Origin of the sequence: Actibacterium naphthalenivorans (assembly GCF_014196965.1) — a bacterium.
Classification (GTDB): Bacteria; Pseudomonadota; Alphaproteobacteria; order Rhodobacterales; family Rhodobacteraceae; genus Actibacterium_A; species Actibacterium_A naphthalenivorans.
Map to the genome: position 1 here is coordinate 32,715 of NZ_JACIEQ010000010.1, position 15,503 is coordinate 48,217.

General features: G+C 61.0%; 16 protein-coding genes. 5 read left to right on the forward strand and 11 right to left on the reverse strand.

Annotated features, from left to right (window positions below; all coding sequences use genetic code 11):
• The first annotated feature begins 45 nt into the window (after window positions 1-45).
• Together GGR17_RS17960 and GGR17_RS17965 are read left to right on the forward strand one after the other, a co-directional pair.
• Window positions 46-1,947: a penicillin acylase family protein gene (locus GGR17_RS17960; protein ID WP_223870726.1), complete on the forward strand. Its 1,902-nt coding sequence runs from the start codon at window positions 46-48 to the stop codon at window positions 1,945-1,947.
• Window positions 1,944-2,945, forward strand: coding sequence for a cytochrome c oxidase assembly protein (locus GGR17_RS17965; RefSeq protein ID WP_028095373.1), 1,002 nt, complete (start codon window positions 1,944-1,946; stop codon window positions 2,943-2,945). Before GGR17_RS17960 ends, GGR17_RS17965 begins: the two co-directional genes overlap by 4 nt.
• A 219-nt stretch (window positions 2,946-3,164) precedes the next feature.
• On the opposite strand, the gene GGR17_RS17970 is transcribed toward GGR17_RS17965, so the two are convergent.
• The 3 genes from GGR17_RS17970 to GGR17_RS17980 all read right to left on the reverse strand — a co-directional run bounded on the left by GGR17_RS17970 (window position 3,165) and on the right by GGR17_RS17980 (window position 6,515).
• The gene (locus GGR17_RS17970) at window positions 3,165-3,677 is read right to left on the reverse strand and encodes a L,D-transpeptidase family protein (protein WP_035367119.1); all 513 of its coding nucleotides are present in this window, start codon (window positions 3,675-3,677) and stop codon (window positions 3,165-3,167) included.
• 182 nt (window positions 3,678-3,859) lie between these two features.
• Window positions 3,860-4,126: a TFIIB-type zinc ribbon-containing protein gene (locus GGR17_RS17975; protein WP_035367121.1), complete on the reverse strand. Its 267-nt coding sequence runs from the start codon at window positions 4,124-4,126 to the stop codon at window positions 3,860-3,862.
• A gap of 34 nt (window positions 4,127-4,160) precedes the next feature.
• The gene (locus GGR17_RS17980; RefSeq protein ID WP_028095376.1) at window positions 4,161-6,515 is read right to left on the reverse strand and encodes a heavy metal translocating P-type ATPase; all 2,355 of its coding nucleotides are present in this window, start codon (window positions 6,513-6,515) and stop codon (window positions 4,161-4,163) included.
• Window positions 6,516-6,697: 182 nt separating this feature from the next.
• On the opposite strand from GGR17_RS17980, the gene GGR17_RS17985 reads away from it, so the two are divergent.
• On the forward strand, window positions 6,698-6,982 hold the full coding sequence (locus tag GGR17_RS17985) for a hypothetical protein (RefSeq protein ID WP_028095377.1): 285 nt from the start codon (window positions 6,698-6,700) through the stop codon (window positions 6,980-6,982).
• 47 nt (window positions 6,983-7,029) lie between these two features.
• On the opposite strand, the gene GGR17_RS17990 is transcribed toward GGR17_RS17985, so the two are convergent.
• The 7 genes from GGR17_RS17990 to mntR all read right to left on the reverse strand — a co-directional run bounded on the left by GGR17_RS17990 (window position 7,030) and on the right by mntR (window position 12,442).
• On the reverse strand, window positions 7,030-7,692 hold the full coding sequence (locus GGR17_RS17990; protein ID WP_009503854.1) for a L,D-transpeptidase: 663 nt from the start codon (window positions 7,690-7,692) through the stop codon (window positions 7,030-7,032).
• Window positions 7,693-7,983: 291 nt separating this feature from the next.
• Window positions 7,984-8,454: a c-type cytochrome gene (locus GGR17_RS17995; protein WP_255353487.1), complete on the reverse strand. Its 471-nt coding sequence runs from the start codon at window positions 8,452-8,454 to the stop codon at window positions 7,984-7,986.
• 43 nt (window positions 8,455-8,497) lie between these two features.
• On the reverse strand, window positions 8,498-8,992 hold the full coding sequence (locus GGR17_RS18000) for a DUF411 domain-containing protein (protein ID WP_028095379.1): 495 nt from the start codon (window positions 8,990-8,992) through the stop codon (window positions 8,498-8,500).
• Complete coding sequence (locus GGR17_RS18005) at window positions 8,992-9,921, reverse strand: WD40/YVTN/BNR-like repeat-containing protein (RefSeq protein ID WP_223870725.1); 930 nt, start codon at window positions 9,919-9,921, stop codon at window positions 8,992-8,994. Before GGR17_RS18005 ends, GGR17_RS18000 begins: the two co-directional genes overlap by 1 nt.
• Before the next feature lie 17 nt (window positions 9,922-9,938).
• Complete coding sequence (locus GGR17_RS18010; RefSeq protein WP_054540800.1) at window positions 9,939-11,384, reverse strand: multicopper oxidase family protein; 1,446 nt, start codon at window positions 11,382-11,384, stop codon at window positions 9,939-9,941.
• A gap of 136 nt (window positions 11,385-11,520) precedes the next feature.
• Window positions 11,521-11,865, reverse strand: coding sequence for a hypothetical protein (locus GGR17_RS18015; RefSeq protein ID WP_054540799.1), 345 nt, complete (start codon window positions 11,863-11,865; stop codon window positions 11,521-11,523).
• Window positions 11,866-11,989: 124 nt separating this feature from the next.
• A complete protein-coding gene (gene mntR / locus GGR17_RS18020; protein ID WP_054540798.1) occupies window positions 11,990-12,442 on the reverse strand; it encodes a manganese-binding transcriptional regulator MntR in 453 nt (150 codons plus the stop codon).
• A 116-nt stretch (window positions 12,443-12,558) separates the two neighbouring features.
• On the opposite strand from mntR, the gene GGR17_RS18025 reads away from it, so the two are divergent.
• Window positions 12,559-13,767, forward strand: a complete 1,209-nt coding sequence (locus tag GGR17_RS18025; protein ID WP_223870724.1) for a multicopper oxidase domain-containing protein — start codon at window positions 12,559-12,561, stop codon at window positions 13,765-13,767.
• A complete protein-coding gene (locus tag GGR17_RS18030) occupies window positions 13,764-14,945 on the forward strand; it encodes a ZIP family metal transporter (protein WP_054540797.1) in 1,182 nt (393 codons plus the stop codon). The genes GGR17_RS18025 and GGR17_RS18030 overlap by 4 nt, the downstream gene beginning before the upstream one ends.
• Before the next feature lie 327 nt (window positions 14,946-15,272).
• On the opposite strand, the gene GGR17_RS18035 is transcribed toward GGR17_RS18030, so the two are convergent.
• Window positions 15,273-15,434 carry a hypothetical protein gene (locus GGR17_RS18035; RefSeq protein WP_157445681.1) on the reverse strand — a complete coding sequence of 54 codons (162 nt, stop codon included), beginning with the start codon at window positions 15,432-15,434 and terminating at the stop codon, window positions 15,273-15,275.
• Between the last annotated feature and the right edge of the window lie 69 nt (window positions 15,435-15,503).

Here is a 15,503-nt window from a genome sequence, read left to right on the forward strand (position 1 = left end):
GGCACCGACGTGAGACGTCTTTTCAACATATTACTGTACGGGTTCTTGGCGATCTGTATCACGGCATCGGTTGGTTCCGGGTTGGTCTATTTTCTGCTGAGCGCATCCGTTCCCGACTACAACGAGGACTTCTCGGTAGCAGGCTTAGGTGGACCGGTCGATATTCTGCGAGATGCCTCGGCAATCCCGCACATTACCGCGAGTTCCGCCGCGGATGTCTATTTCGCGATCGGCTTCGTTCATGCGCAAGACCGACTCGGTCAGCTGTTAAGGGCAAGGCGAATGGCCGAAGCTTCTTGGCCATCCGATGAGACATTGTCCGTTGCGCCAGCGGTCTCAGACGCGCTCGAATCCTATGCCGCCGGCGTCAATGCGTGGCTCGAGCTGGTGTCGGCGGGAGGGCGCGGCAGAGGCTCGCCGGAACTGTTGATCGCAGACGAACGGTCGATCGATGCCTGGACACCTGGCGATAGCCTGAGGATTGCCCGGTCTTTTCTGAATGGCCTGCGACCGGAAAGCGCACGGAAAGGAACGCCGAGCTTATCAAGTGCAATTATACCGTCGGATCGACCAAAAGTGCTCGAACTATTTGCGACTGATCCGCAGCAGCGCCTCGATGCATGGGCGATAGACGGTGACCGAACCGCTGCCGGGACACCAATTCTCGCCGCCGATATCAGCGGTTCCCTGTCGCTGCCCTCGGAATGGTATCTCGCCGATCTTCAGTTTTCGACAGGGCCGGCCATAGGGGCCACGATGCCGGGCGTACCTTTCGTTATTGTCGGTCGCAATACGCGCGTCGCCTGGGCCTTCCGGTCATTTCCCGTGCCAGACGAGGAGGCACCAAGGGGGCCGTCACCCGTGCAGGCGGCAGGTTTCCTGACGATGCTGGAGCTGTTCACGCGTTCGGCCGACGCGACCGATGCCATCGGAGTTGCCGCAGACATGTTGCCGAAAGGCATGGAGGCATTGGCCATTGACCGAGAGACCGTTGCCCGATGGCCAAAAGAGGAAGCCGTACGAGCGTTGTCATTTCGCGACATTCGACTGGCGGAGCTTGAAGCGCGGCAATCGATCTTCTCGACTGAAGGCGCCATCGGTGTTCAAAGGGACACCGTAAGTACCGTGGCGCGAACCCTGCTGCCCCTGATGGCGAAGGAGCTTTGGTTCGTGCAGTCCAGAGACAGCATCGAAGGCACCGATGCGAACGACCTTCGTCGTGAACTACTGGACAGGCTTGCGTCGTGGAATGGCGACATGGATCGCTATTCACCGGAACCTCTGCTGTTCTGGACTTGGCTCCGGGCTTTGCAGCAGCGCATTTTGAAAGACGAATTTCCGGCAGCGCAGCAACTCTGGACCCGTCCGAACCCGAACTTTCTTTATGCGGTACTCAGCGATCGTCGCGGTAGCGCAATCTGGTGCGACATCCGCCTATCCTCACCTCGCGAGACATGCGAGGAGCAGGTTCGCGTGGCCCTGGATGATGCCCTTGGCTGGCTGGTCGATCGATATGGGCGCGATCCCTCGACGTGGACCTGGGGGGAGGAGCATAGATTGGACATGCAGTGGTCGCCGATCAGTTCACGTGGGTTGCTGACCAACCTGCTGTCCCTTCAAGCGCCGATTTCAGGCGATCCGTTTACGCAATTCTTGACATCATTTGGTGTTGAAGAAGACCGTCCATTCCTTGTGAGTGCCGGAAGCAATTTTCAGGCGGTCATGTCGATATCGGAAGCAGCGGGATCATACTACATCACGCCCGCCGGACAGTCGGGACATCCGCTATCTCGATTCTACGACAATCTCTTTCCCTCGTGGATACAAGGCGAATACCTCGCCATGTCGACCGATCTGTCACTGGCCCGTGGCGGCGCTTCCGGGATCTCGCGGCTCACACCGGCTACCTCCGACAACCCTCGGATGAGCGAGGGCCAGAGCGAATGATCACAAACTTCTTCTTCCTTTACGACCCTTTCGGCTATGTGCTGTCACCGGTGTCGCTCATTGTTGTCGGTCTTACAGTATGGCTGTTTTTGCGTGGGCTCAAAATACACGCTCGCTGTCTCGGAAGGGTTTCTGGTTGGCGTCGAACCGCCTTCTTTGTCGGCCTCGCGGCCGTCCTCGTCGCGACGAATGGGCCGCTCGCGCCATTGGGGCACAGTCTGTTTTCGGTACATCAGGTCGAGCATCTTCTTCTGCGACTGGTAGGACCGCTTCTTATCGCGGTTTCTCAGCCCTGGCTTGGCCTTCAAGCCGGATTGAAAAGGGAATGGCGCCGACGCCTTGCCGCGATTGGGCGTGCGCGCATCCCGCGATTCTTGGCGCTTCCTGCATCTGCCACCTCCTTGTTGATTGGTGCGCTTTTCGTCTGGCAGATCCCGATGATCTACGCCCTTACACAACGTATTGCGGCGATGGAAGCGCTGGCACATCTGTCTATGGTGCTTGCTGGGCTTTGGTACTTTGCTATGCTGTTCGATCTGCGTGATCCGCCTGAAGGAGCGCGGCGCGGCGCTCGGCTGATGTCAGGGTTCGTAGTGATCGTTTCCAACATCTTTCTGGGCTCCCTGACAACGCTCAAGGAGGTGCCCCTCTATGGATCAGAAATCATCGCAGCGAGCGGTGGTCGACTTCGCGCCCTGGCTGACGAGACAATCGGTGGCTACGTAATCTGGGTCCCGTCGTCGATGGTTCTCATCGCGGCAATCATTCTGGTGCTGAACGGCTGGAACGCGGCGGAGGAACGGCGCTGGACGTCCCGCTACGACCTGATGCGCCAATCGAATGCGGCGGCGCTCGAGTTTCCGGAAACCGCGGAGGAACTGCGTCTGAAAGTAGAGAAGCCGAACCGGGACATGGGCCGTACGCTCGCCCTTGGCGCATTCTCCATGTTCATGGTTGTCATGATTACCGTCGTGACCATCGTCTATGCCCTCGGATAGATTGAATTCGACATGAGACCAGACGCATTCTTCTCCGCTAGGGCCCGCCTGTTTCGCCACTGCCACGGCTGGACACATATTGTAGTGTCCTTACGCGTACCGGGTGCTTGCGCTGGCCCCCGGCGGCGAGCGTCACTTTAGCCGTGATCGCCATCGAAGTGATCAACGTGGCCCTGTGCCGACGATTTTCCTGATCTGACGGAAGATCATCTCCTCCCATCAGGCGTAGATGTCGATCGGTGTTCCGTCTTTCACCATTGCATAGATGTCCTCGATCTGCCGATCTGTGACCGCGATGCAGCCAGCTGTCCAGTCGCGGACATCCGTTGGGTCGATCCCTGGGCGTGGACCACCATGGATGAAGATGTCGCCGCCGGGGGAAAGGCCCTGCGCTTCAGCGAAGGCTATGTCGGCCTCATTCGGATAGGAGATGCCAACCGAAAGATGATACGTACTGTCGGGGTTGCGCTTATCGACTACGTAAGCGCCCTCAGGGGTCCGGCCGTCTCCCTCGAATTGCTTGTGACCCTCAGGAGCGAAACCCAGCCCGACCGGATAGGTTTGCAATACGCGATCGGCTCCGTCCAGAACAAGCAAACGCTGCCCCTTGTAAAGCCGAACACGGGTCACCTCGGGTCCGCCATAGCTGCGGAACTTGCTGGCACAGCCAGACAAAAACGCTGCCAACCCGCCCAACAGGACGGCGCGGCGGGGAAATCGGATGGTTTTCACTGCTCGATGCCTCTTTCGTGAGGTCTGATATGGACATTACGTTACCTTGCAAATGCTGCGTGATCAATGTCCGTGGGCAAGCGCGGCCTTTGCGATCTCTGGACCAACCTGCTCACCGCTGAATGCCTTGCGGGCCTACCGCAGCGCCTTGAGGGCGACCGGCAGGGAGGCCACGGCAAGCCTTAATCGAACAACTCGTGAAGCCAGGATTTGCGCCGATAGCCGTGCTTTCCGCGCCGGTAGCCGCGATCATCGTCGTAGCCGCGCGGCTCAGGCACCCGCTGAGGCGCCACATCGGGTGCCGAACGCTCGATGATCTTGTCCAGTTCGCCCCGGTCGAGCCAGACACCCCGGCAATCGGGACAGAAGTCGATCTCGATCCCCTGGCGGTCGGTCATGCTCAAGGGCACCTCGCAAACCGGACACATCATCCTGCCCTTCACGCTCATGTCTCGTCTCGGCTCCTTTCCGGGTTCTCCCAGTTCAATGACCATGTGCCAGCGCCCCTTTGGCCAAGCCTTCGCCAACCTGTTCACCGCCGGACGGCGGCGCCTTGGCCTCTTGGCTGTTAAGCAGGCGCAGGGCGTTGGCCACCACCAGCAATGACACTCCTACGTCGGCTGCAATAGCGCCCCACATCGATGCCAGTCCGAACGCGGTAGCGACAACGAAAACGCCCTTGGTCGCCAAGGAAATACCGATGTTCTGATGGATAATCGACATTGTCCGGCGCGAATGACCGATCAGCCAAGGCACCTTGCCGAGGTCGTCGGTCATCAGGGCAATATCCGCCGTCTCGATTGCCGCGTCCGAACCAACAGCGCCCATCGCGATGGCGTAATGCGCGCGCGCCATGGCGGGGGCGTCGTTCACCCCGTCGCCGATCATGGCCACCATGTCATGCGTTTCGACCAGTTCTTCGATGGCTGTCACCTTGTCTTCGGGCAAAAGCTCGGCACGGACCTCGTCGATGCCGACCTCGGCTGCAACGGCGCGCGCTGTCCGCTCGTTGTCGCCCGTCAACATGACGATGGTCTTCACGCCTTGCGCGTGGAGCTGTGCCACGATGCCCTTGGCGTCGGGGCGGATACGGTCGCGCAATTCCAGGATGCCGGTCACGCCGGTGTCGTCGCCCACGGCAACAAGGGTGCTGCCAGCCCCTTCGATGCGGTCGCGCAGATCCTTCGGAATGGCGTCGCCGAAACCCTTCTCCTCGGCAAACCGGTCGGACCCTAGCCAGATCGACCGGCCGTCTGTGCGTCCTTCAAGTCCCCTACCGGGAACGGTTCGGGTGTCTTCCGCGGCGGACACATTGATGCCGTCGGCTTCTGCCCGCGCGAGAATGGCACGCGCCAAGGGATGCGAGGAACGTGCCTCCAGCCCAGCGGCGAGGGTCATCAGATCTTGCGCCGATGCTTTGCCCAGCGGATGCACCGCCGCCACCTCGGGCTCGCCCATGGTGATCGTGCCGGTCTTGTCCATGGCCAATGCAGTGGTCTTGCCCGGTGCCTCAACATATGCACCGCCCTTGATCAGCACCCCCGCCCGCGCAGAGGCGGTGAGTGCAGCGACGATGGAGACCGGTGTCGAGATGACCAGAGCACACGGGCAGGCGATCACCAGCAGCACGAGTGCATTGTAGAACCAATAATCCCAGGCCCCACCGAAAATGAGCGGCGGCAACAGGGCAATTGCGATGGCGAGAGCCATGACGATAGGCGTGTAGATGCGGGCAAATTTCGCCACCCACTGCTCCACCGGCGCGCGGCGGGCATGGGCGTCGCCGACCATGCGGATAATCTTGGCCAACACGGTGTCCGAGGCGGCCTTCGTGGCGCGCACCGTCAGTGTGCCTTCGCCGTTGATCGTACCGGCATAGACATCGTCGCCCCGTTCCTTTGGGACCAGCGCACTCTCTCCGGTGATTGGCGCCTGATCGACGGCCCCTGCCCCATCGACAACCTCACCATCCAATGGGATGCGGTCTCCGCCGCGCACGACGAAACGTGCGTTGATAGCAACCGCGGAAGCCGGTACGTCCGCTTCCGAACCGTCATCATAAAGAATTCTTGCCGTCGGCGGCGCCAGGTCCAGCAGAGCTGAAACCGCATTCCTCGCACGCCCGACGCTCCAGCTTTCGAGGAAAAGCGAGAGCGAGAAGAAGAACGCAACCGTCGCCGCCTCGAAAAATTCGCCGAGGCCAATTGCACCCGCGACTGCGACTACCATGAGCAGGTTCATGTCGGGCGACAGCCGCCGTGCGGACGACCATGCCTTGGGCGCCACGAGCCAAACACCGAACAGGATCGCAACCGCGAATAGCCCTGCCTCGACCAGTGGCATCGGCGCTTCGCCGTGCCCTGCGAAGAGGCCGAGTGCCCCCCCCATGCCGGTCTCGATGATGTGCCACAGAAATCCCGCGGCCCAGAAGCCGCCACTGAGCGCCGTAAACAGCCGCTGGCGTGCAAGATGGGCCGCCTGGTCGACCGACGCGTTTTCGGCATCCCAGGGCTTGGCGGTCATGCCGGTGCTTGCGACCAGCTCTGCAATTTCGCCGTCCGATACACTCTTGGCGCTGTCGAGAATAGTCATCCGTCCATTGATCACGTCGAACGCGAGATGCTCGGCCCCGCCGATCTTCGGGCCGACCACCTTGTTCAGGATTGCTACCTCCTCGGCGCAATCGAGGCCGGACACCTGAAAACTGCGCCCGCCCGCTGGCGCGGGCGTCGTCGGAACGATGTCGCCGCACGTTCCGGCGCTCCCGCAGCAGCTGCCGCCGCTTGTCTGGGCATCTTCGGCGTGATCGTGGTCGTGACGATGGGTGTCGGACGGCATGAATGGACCTCTGGATTCGGGTGCTTTACCATGACATAGCCCCTACAGTAGCTAGAGCTTCAAGAGCAAAATACGGTGGTATTTCAGTTTGTTTTATTGCTAGAGGATGCGGCGACCGGCTCCATCACGCCTTGAGGCATGAACAGCCGCTGCAAAGAAAAACAGTCACGAAAGGAAGCTTGATGCGGGTTTTGATGCTGAAGCAAAAAATGATGGTTGCAGTGGTGCTGTCGCTTACGGCCGGATGCGCAGTCCAGCCGACTGGGCCAGGCGACGCGGCAGACCAGCGGGGCAACGTTCCCGAAGCCGTGATTGCAATGGCTGCCCCGGATCAGGATGTTGCAACCGCGCGCTTGGTGCCCGAGGACGGGTGCTACTGGTACGAACACAGCGGCCCCGTTGAAACGACCTTGCTGCCGCTGCGCACGGCGAACGGCAACCCTATCTGCGTCGCGCGGGAAGTGTGACGACGACCCGCACGTCACATCAATGCGCTGAGAGCTAATTACCTCATTCAACTTCTCGCGGTAACGCTGTCCTCAGCCGAATAAAGATGTGCTGTCGATCCGATCTCGACGTTCGGATAAAGCTCGTTGATGTGTGCCATAACCATCCGCACGCAACCCGAACTCGCACGACCGCCGATGCTTCTCGGATAGGGTGTGCCGTGTATCCGAAGATAGGTGTCGCGATCACCGACATAGAGATAGAGCGCCCGCGATCCCAAGGCGTTTTGAGGCCCGGGTTCCATCCCGTCGGCCCATCTTGCGTTTTCGGGATCCCGCTCGATCATATTCTGTGTCGGCGTCCAGTGCGGCCACCTGACCTTGCGCTTGATGTTATAAACACCTGGCTCGTAGAGGTTGCCCCGCGCGATCGCCACGCCGTAGCGCATCGCGGTTCCACCCTCCTCAATGTGGTAGAGATACCGCGCGACCGCATCGACATGGATGTCTCCCGGCACGAGGCCGTCCTTCGCGTCCACACGCTGAGGCAAGAAACGTGGGTGTAGTCCCCAAGGGTTTGACGTGGCCGGATCGAAGCCGGGCGGGCTGACTTGCGCGTCCCATTCAGCCTTCTGCGCCTCGGTGGGCCAGCTATCGGCAAACACAGGGTTGGCCACAGTCGCCGAAAAGAGCGCTGTTGTCGTTTGAATGAAGTGTCGTCTTGTCAGCATGTCGTACCCTTTCGGTTCCCACCGGCGATCAATGGCAAGAACGATATACATTCTCGTCGACTAGATAGGACTTCTAGTGGCTAGAGGTTCAAGGGCAAATTTTCGTGAACGCATGCACGCGACCCTGGTAGCACATGCTTGCCTTGCGGTCGGGTTAACGGCCAACCAGGTCAGGTCCGAATTAGCGTGGTAAAGCGGGAGTCGGGGGGCGGAGTAGGACAGATTTGCCGAATTGGTCCCCCGGTGGATCGGCTTTGGTCGAAAGATACTATCCTGACACCCTGTCGAACTTCACCCGCCCGTGTCATTGGCCGAAACTTCGGCTTGGAACTCACGTTGTCGCTCAGGCCAGGTGCTCTTGATGTAGACGAGGATCGCCTCGATCTCTGCGTCTGTCAGATCCTCTCCGAAGGCCGGCATGTCGCTCTCGTATCCCGGCACGACGGCACCGACCCCGCCTTTAGTGATCTGAAAAAGCATGCGGTCTGAATGGTGCCAGGTGTGGCCTGTGTCATCATGCGGCGGGGCCGGCATTCTTCCGGTGTCAAGACGACGACGCCAATCGGGCTGGCCTTCAAGGTTCGCACCATGGCAACTGGCGCAGTTGTCCGCATAAAGCTGTTGCCCTGCCGTGACCTCGGATGCAAGCACGGGCTCTCCCAAGAACGTCAGTCCCTCGACACGCGGGTCCACCGGTTCCGATTGGGCCAGCACCACAACGCCGGTGGTCGCGAGCGTGGACACTAGGGCAGCGAGGTGCACTGACCGCCTGACCGTACCCTTCGCCAGTCGGTTTTTCGGCCCCTTATTCATCGGCATAGATTGAGATTCCTTCCGGGCCAAAGGCGTAGGTCCTTAGCGTGCCTGACTTGACCGCAGCCATCCCGGGTGCATTCGCGGGCATTCCCGGCAAGGTGATACCCGTTATCGCCGGACGGGTTTCCAGCAGCCGCTCGATGATGTCGACGGGGACGAGACCGCTGACATAGTAGCCGTCGATTTCGGCCAAGTGGCAGCCGATGCCCTGGGCGGGCACACCGACTTCGACCGAGCGTTTGTCGAAGTCGCGGTCATCCACACGCGTTACGGTAAAGCCGTGTTCTTCGAGATAATCCCCATAGGCATCACAGCAGCCGCAGCCCGGATCGCGCCAGATGGTGATCTGCCTTTCGCTGCCCGTCAGACCGGGCGCCACATCGCCTGTCGCTTGCGCCCAAGCCGATGTGGTCAGGCCCACCATTCCGACAATGCCGCTGCCAATCAGACCAAGCGCGTTTCTTCTCTGCATCATTTTCTCCATCATAGTTCTCCTGTTTCGATCCAGGTTGCGCCGCCGTCACGGCTGAATTTCAAGATGCCGCCCAACAGGGCAGCGATGTAGGTCTCGTCTCTTGGATGAACCGCAACAGCGGTCGCAGCTTTGCTGGCCCGCTTTTGCCAGATGACTCCGCCGTCCTGCGATGCCCAGAGGCCCGAACGCAGAGCGGCATACATCACTTCCGGCGCCGAGGGGGCACTGGCCAGCGACAGGATCGGTTGACCGCCTGGCAATGGCGCTTCGGACGGTGGGGCTTCACCCGCAACCAATGCGTCCATCGCGTTGCCTGGCTGCACGTCCTGCCAGCGACAAAAGCAATCGGGCACCCGCGCAAGGCCAACCTCGGTGCCCGCATAGATCCAGATCCCGCCCATGCCGGTTTCAAGCTCGACCGAAGCCAGAGCAAGAGGTTCGCGCTCTGCGTCGTCGAGCCAGGGGCGGTCCATGGCGAGCGACCAGGTTGCGCCGGCGTCCTCGCTCTTCCACAATCCGTCGCCGCGAACCGAGGCATAGATCATGTCCGAGTTCCGCGAGGCGATGGCAACGGCATTGATCTCTCCGTCAGGCAGCCCAGCGTCGCTGACGCGCCACGAAGCGCCCCCATCTTCGGAAGTGCTGACACCGCCCACGGCGAGCCCCGCAACCACACGGCCGGGCCGGTCGCGATGGGTCGCCAGCGACAGCACGTTCCCCGGTGTCTCTGCCGCGGTCCAAGTCCGGCCGTCATCGTCACTGACGAACAGCCCTCCTCTCGCCAGCAGAATGGTATCGCCATCAAAGGCAAGTGCCGCTGGATCACCATCGCTCGCCGCGAGTGCGAACCCCGGCAACATCGAAGCGACGCCGATACTGAGTGCCGCGGTGAGTACCTTGCGCCGGTTTGGCCGACATCCAATCTCAATCGACTTCAATCTGCATGCTCCTCTGCTCATGCGACGCGGATCACGCCCATCATCCCGGCCGCCTGGTGCTCAAGGATGTGGCAATGGAACATCCAGTCTCCGGGATTGTCGGCGACCAGGGCGATTTCGACCTGCTCGCGCGGCGCGATCAGCACGGTGTCCTGCCATTCACGGAATTCGGTCGGCACGCCATCGCGGCTGATGACGCGGAAGGAGTGGCCGTGCAGGTGGATCGGATGGTCGAAGGCAGTGGCGTTCGTCATTTGGAGGATATGGCTCGCGTCGCGCTCCAATGTCAGGAAGGGATCGAGCATGTGCCCTTCGGCCGCGACGCCATTGACGAACCACATGCCGCCACCCACAACGCCACCCATCATTCCGCCCATCATGCTGCCGGACTGGCTCGGGCCCATCTGGCGCTCGACCATGGCGCCCATCATGCCCCCGGTGAACAGGATTTCGTGACGACGGGCTGCGTTCAGATCAGGTTCGATCAGTGGATTGGCTGGAAGGGCAATTTCCCATTCCGGCGGCGTGGCACGCAGGGGCGTTTCGTCAAAGACGACATCCAGCAGGTTAAATTCATTATCGCGATAGGCGCGGTCGACGATTTGAAGCGTGGTTCCCGGGTCGGCAGGGCAATCGAGCATTATGTCGGCACGCATCGCCGGGCCCAGAACCACGACACCGTCAGGCGCGGCGTGCGGGGTGATCGGCTGGCCGTCGAGCGCAATGATGCGCGCGGAAAGGTCGCCGAAGTCGAGCGCGAAGATGCGGGCGTTGGCGGCATTGATCAGCCGCAACCGGATGCGTTCGCCTTGCCGCACCACGAAGACATCGGGAACACGCCCATTTATCGTGACAGTATTGCCCAGACGGCCCGCATGGCTCATGTCCATGGCTGCGCCGAAGTCATCCGCAATCGCCGCGTCCCGCGTCAGCCGCCAGTCGTCAAGCAGCCAGGTGACATCGCGGTCGACCCGCGGCGGGTTGGATTCGTCGATGATGAGTGGTCCGGCCAGCCCACGTCCGACCTGCTCGAAACTGCGCTGGTGGGGGTGATACCAAAAGGTCCCGGCATCGATCGCGTCGAACTCGTAGGTGAAGGTTTCTCCGGGTGCGATCGGCTTCTGCGTCAGGTGTGGAACCCCGTCCATCGCGTTCGGCAGACGAAGTCCGTGCCAATGGACGGTGGTTTCCTCGTCCAGACCGTTTGTGACGACGATGCGCAGCCGATCGCCTTGCCGAACCCGTAGCTCCGGGCCGGGAACCTGACCGTTGAAGCCCCAAACGGGGGTTGCGGGATAAGGTTCTGGGACCAGCCTTGCCTGTCCCGGCGCGGGGCGCAGCGAAAAGCTGCGGATTTGCGGCTCGGCGCGCAGAGGCTTTCCGAAAGCCGCGGCGCCGAAACCCGCCAAGGATGTTGCAAGAAAAGATCGGCGACTGAAACGGGAACTGATTTGGTAGGACATGGATAAACACTCTCTGATTTCACTGTACGCCGCCAAAGCAATTGCTCAGCGACGTTCATGGCCCCGCGCAAACGCCCATTTGGGGGCGTCCGGCACGGAGAAACACACGAAGCGCAATCAAGCGCCGTGTGTCAGATCAGAGGTAGACTCGAGGAGGTTGTTTGGCCGGGGGGCCAGATATTCCGTGCGGAACGTCCATTGGCCGGATTTCATGGGCCGCGGCGGCAGCGATCGGGCTGGTGCCAGCCGGAATCGAAAGAAGAGCGGCCATTCCCGCGGCATTGCACACAAAATCACAGACGGAACCCATCTTACCGTCTTCCAAGCTGCCGCAGGCGTCGCAATCGTCCATCGCCATCATGCCGCTGTCCGTGGAGACCATTGACGAGGCCATGGCAATTGAGCCCGCAGACTGCGCGACCGCGCCGATGGCAAAAGCCACCAGCGAGAGAATGCAGATAAGGCGCGCCCAACGTCTCATGATCTTGATCTACTACCCGCGCGATCCGAATGCCAGCGGCACAAAATCACGTTTCTTGGAACATCCAAAGATTGGCTCGTTCAAATCCTCGGCCAACCGACTTGTTGCAGCGGCAACCACCTGCCTATGACCGCTGGGCAAACGCCGCGAACAGGGCAAGCGTGCGCTCGCTCACATGATGCTCGATCCCTTCGGCATCGCGTTCAGCCGTCTCGGGGTCTAGCCCGAGGCTCAGGAGAAAGCGCAAGACGATCTCGTGGCGGTGCCTGCATTCCTTGGCAAGCGCCCGGCCTTCCTCGGTCAGAAAGACCGAACGGTATTTCGCGCGAGTGATCAGGCCGTCCCGCGCCAGACGGCCAAGGGTTTTGGCGACCGTCGGCGCGGTCACGCCCATCCGGGCCGAAATATCGACCGGTCGGGCTTCGCCGTTCTCGTGGATCAACTCAGCGATCAATTCGACATAGTCTTCCGCCACCTCGCTGCGCCGCGCCTCGCGCACACCGATGAAGGCCTCGGCGCGGGATTCGACCGCACGTGCCTCTGCCTCGGTTGATTCAAGGTTCTCATCATCAATCATGCCGTCACCCTCGCACGATCAGGATTGACTCGTAAAGCCTGAGCGATGATTATTAGCCTATGCTAACTTTTTGCGCCGGGACTTTGGCCTGCGTGTCATCTGAAGGGACAACGTCCATGCCTGTCGATACCAGCAAGCGAGGGCGCGAGGTGTCGTCCGCCGTGGAGACATCGCTGCCCACAGCGCCACCTGGCGTCGTCACGGAGCCAGTTTCGGCGTCGCGACGCGCGTTGTTGGTCGGCGGTCTGGTGGCTGCCGGCGGAGCGGCCGTGGCCGCGAGCCGCGCGCAATCCCAGGCAACGCCCGACCCGATGGCGGGGCATGCTATGCCCGGCGGGGCGGTCGATCCGTATTCGGCCCATGACAGTGGCATGGCGCATGGTAACATGACGATGGTCGGCCAGGTCGACCACGCCCGGAACGGGTTCGACCCGACGGCCATGCTGACCGACTGGGAGACCGGTCGCACCGAAGTTCTGCCGGATGGGCGCACGTTGCGAACGTTCGAGGTGGACGCCATCGACATGGAAATCGAGATCGCTCCCGGCGTGTTCTTCCCCGCCTGGACGTTCGATGGCCGCGTTCCCGGCCCCGCCCTGCGAGCGAAGGAGGGCGAACGGCTACGGATCGTCTTTCGCAACCTTGGTTCACATCCCCATTCCATGCACTTTCACGGCATTCATTCAGCGCGCATGGACGGTGTTCAAGGCGCCGGGCTGATCGATCCGGGCGAGGAGTTCGTTTACGAATTCGATGCCAAGCCCTTCGGCTGCCACCTCTACCATTGCCATGCCCTGCCACTGAAACGGCACATGCACAAGGGCATGTACGGCCTTTTCGTGGTCGATCCGGATCCGGCGCGCCACCCCGAATTTGCGGCCGTTGCGGCGTCGCGTGTGCTGGGCAGCCCGGAAAACGCCGAATGGCAGGAACTGGCGATGGTGATGAACGGCTTTGACACCAATTTCGATGGTGAGAACGAGGTCTATGCCGTAAACACGGTCGGCCAAGCTTACATGAACGCGCCGATCCGGATCGACAAGTCGCGCCCGGTGCGCATCTACCTCATGAACGCGACCGAGTTCGATCCGATCAACTCGTTCCACCTGCATGGGAATTTCTTCGACTATTACGACACCGGCACCCAGCTCACGCCGACCCTGCGCACGGTCGATGTGATCATGCAGTGTCAGGCGCAGCGCGGCATCCTCGAGTTCAGCTTCGCCGATCACGAGGACGGGATGTATATGTTCCATGCGCACCAGGCCGAGTTCACCGAACTTGGCTGGATGGGCTTTTTCGACGTGCGAGAGGCCGGAGCATGACCGATCATATCCAACGCAGCCGCCCGCCAATGACCCGCCTGCTTCTCGTCCTCGTGCCGCTGGCCGTCATGCTGGGGGCTTTCGTGTGGATTGCCTCGCTCGATCCGCTGCGCGGCTTCAACAATGGCGCGCCCCCGGTCGAGGCGTTGACCGTCGAACGGACGATCCTCGATGGGTCGGGGATTTCGCTCAGTGTGCGCGCCGGCGGATCGGAAGCAATGGTGGTCGCGCAGGTCGCAGTGGACGACGCCTACTGGACCTTCACGCAGGAGCCCGCGGGGCCGATTGCCCGCGGCGAAGCGGTCTGGTTGCGAATTCCCTATCCGTGGGTTCTCGGCGAGGCCCATCGCGTCAACCTGCTGACCAACACGGGCGCGACCTTCGGGCATGAGATCGGGGTCGCCGTCTCGACGCCAAGCGCCACCTGGGGGCAACTCCGGCTGCAGGCAGTGATCGGAGCGATCGTCGGCCTATTGCCGGTTGCGCTTGGTCTCATGTTCTTTCCGGCGATGAAGGGCGTCGGGCGAAGCGGGATGAACTTTCTGCTCGCACTGACGGTTGGGTTGCTGGCCTTCCTGCTGATCGACATGACTGCGGAAGCGGTGGAGTTGTCCGGCGATGCGGCGGCGATATTCCAAGGTTCTGCCATGGTCTGGCTGGCGGCGCTTACAAGCTTTCTTCTATTGATGGCTATCGGGCGCTGGCGCGGCAATCCGGAAGGCATCGCGCTTGCGTTCTACATTGCCCTCGGAATCGGGCTTCACAACTTCGGCGAAGGGCTGGCAATCGGCGGCGCATTCGCCGCCGGGTCGGCGGGGCTTGGAACTTTCCTCGTCCTAGGCTTTGCCTTGCACAATGTCACCGAGGGCATAGGCATCGCCGCCCCGATGCTTCGTGCCCGGCCAACGCTTTGGACGTTTGCCGCTCTGACCCTGCTCGCCGGTGGCCCGGCCATCCTCGGAATGTGGGCGGGCAGCCTTGCCTATGCGCCGCAATGGTCGGCACTGGCACTCGCCGTCGGAGCGGGTGCGATCCTGCAAGTCATGGTCGAGGTCAGCGCCTACCTTGTACGTCAAAACGCCGACAGGCAGGCGGCGCTGATGTCACCAGCCGTACTGGTCGGGTTTCTGGGCGGCATCGCCTTCATGTACGCGACGGCGGCATTGATCAAGATCTGAGCGGTGATCGGCTGTTTCGGCTTCATGGGGCGGTCGCCCAGCTCTATAAACTGACCCCGTCTGTCCACGGGTAGATCGCAATTTTCGTGCCCCAGTTTTTGCGCCCAAGAGACTTATTCTTTCGTGATTTCGAAATAAAGAATTTGAGGCTAGAGCGACTAGAGGATCCCACAGATAGGTGAAAACACCGCAAATCCATCTGACTACTATTTCTGAGCCGCACGTCGAAATCGACTGTCTCATATTTTTGGTCTGTCACGATTCTGGTCCTCCGTTGAACTATCAACAAATGTTACGCACCAAAACGAGTGCTTCTTTAGAGGTGTTTCATGGCATCGCCCGCCACATGCGGAAACGCACCTGTTCGGTCACCTCGCGGATTAGACCTTGCGCTTCCATCCAAGCAAGGTTGCGCTGGACGGCGGCGCGGCTGGCACCGGTCAGGGTCTCGGCCATTGGAGCGGTGTCGCAATTGCTTTGCCGTTTCATCAAAAAGTTCTTACAGGATTCCAGTAGGATGAAGCGTAATCCGACGTGGTATTTTACGTTTCGATTTCA

Excerpts from the sequence above, each read along its gene's own strand:
- GGR17_RS18030 (WP_054540797.1), top strand. The coding sequence starts at position 13,764 with ATGACCGATCATATCCAACGCAGCCGCCCGCCAATGACCCGCCTGCTT.
- GGR17_RS17965 (WP_028095373.1), top strand. The coding sequence starts at position 1,944 with ATGATCACAAACTTCTTCTTCCTTTACGACCCTTTCGGCTATGTGCTG.
- GGR17_RS18015 (WP_054540799.1), bottom strand. The coding sequence starts at position 11,865 with ATGAGACGTTGGGCGCGCCTTATCTGCATTCTCTCGCTGGTGGCTTTT.
- GGR17_RS18025 (WP_223870724.1), top strand. The coding sequence starts at position 12,559 with ATGCCTGTCGATACCAGCAAGCGAGGGCGCGAGGTGTCGTCCGCCGTG.
- GGR17_RS17985 (WP_028095377.1), top strand. The coding sequence starts at position 6,698 with ATGCGGGTTTTGATGCTGAAGCAAAAAATGATGGTTGCAGTGGTGCTG.
- GGR17_RS18010 (WP_054540800.1), bottom strand. The coding sequence starts at position 11,384 with ATGTCCTACCAAATCAGTTCCCGTTTCAGTCGCCGATCTTTTCTTGCA.
- GGR17_RS17990 (WP_009503854.1), bottom strand. The coding sequence starts at position 7,692 with ATGCTGACAAGACGACACTTCATTCAAACGACAACAGCGCTCTTTTCG.
- mntR (WP_054540798.1), bottom strand. The coding sequence starts at position 12,442 with ATGATTGATGATGAGAACCTTGAATCAACCGAGGCAGAGGCACGTGCG.
- GGR17_RS18035 (WP_157445681.1), bottom strand. The coding sequence starts at position 15,434 with ATGAAACGGCAAAGCAATTGCGACACCGCTCCAATGGCCGAGACCCTG.
- GGR17_RS17980 (WP_028095376.1), bottom strand. The coding sequence starts at position 6,515 with ATGCCGTCCGACACCCATCGTCACGACCACGATCACGCCGAAGATGCC.
- GGR17_RS17975 (WP_035367121.1), bottom strand. The coding sequence starts at position 4,126 with ATGAGCGTGAAGGGCAGGATGATGTGTCCGGTTTGCGAGGTGCCCTTG.
- GGR17_RS18000 (WP_028095379.1), bottom strand. The coding sequence starts at position 8,992 with ATGGAGAAAATGATGCAGAGAAGAAACGCGCTTGGTCTGATTGGCAGC.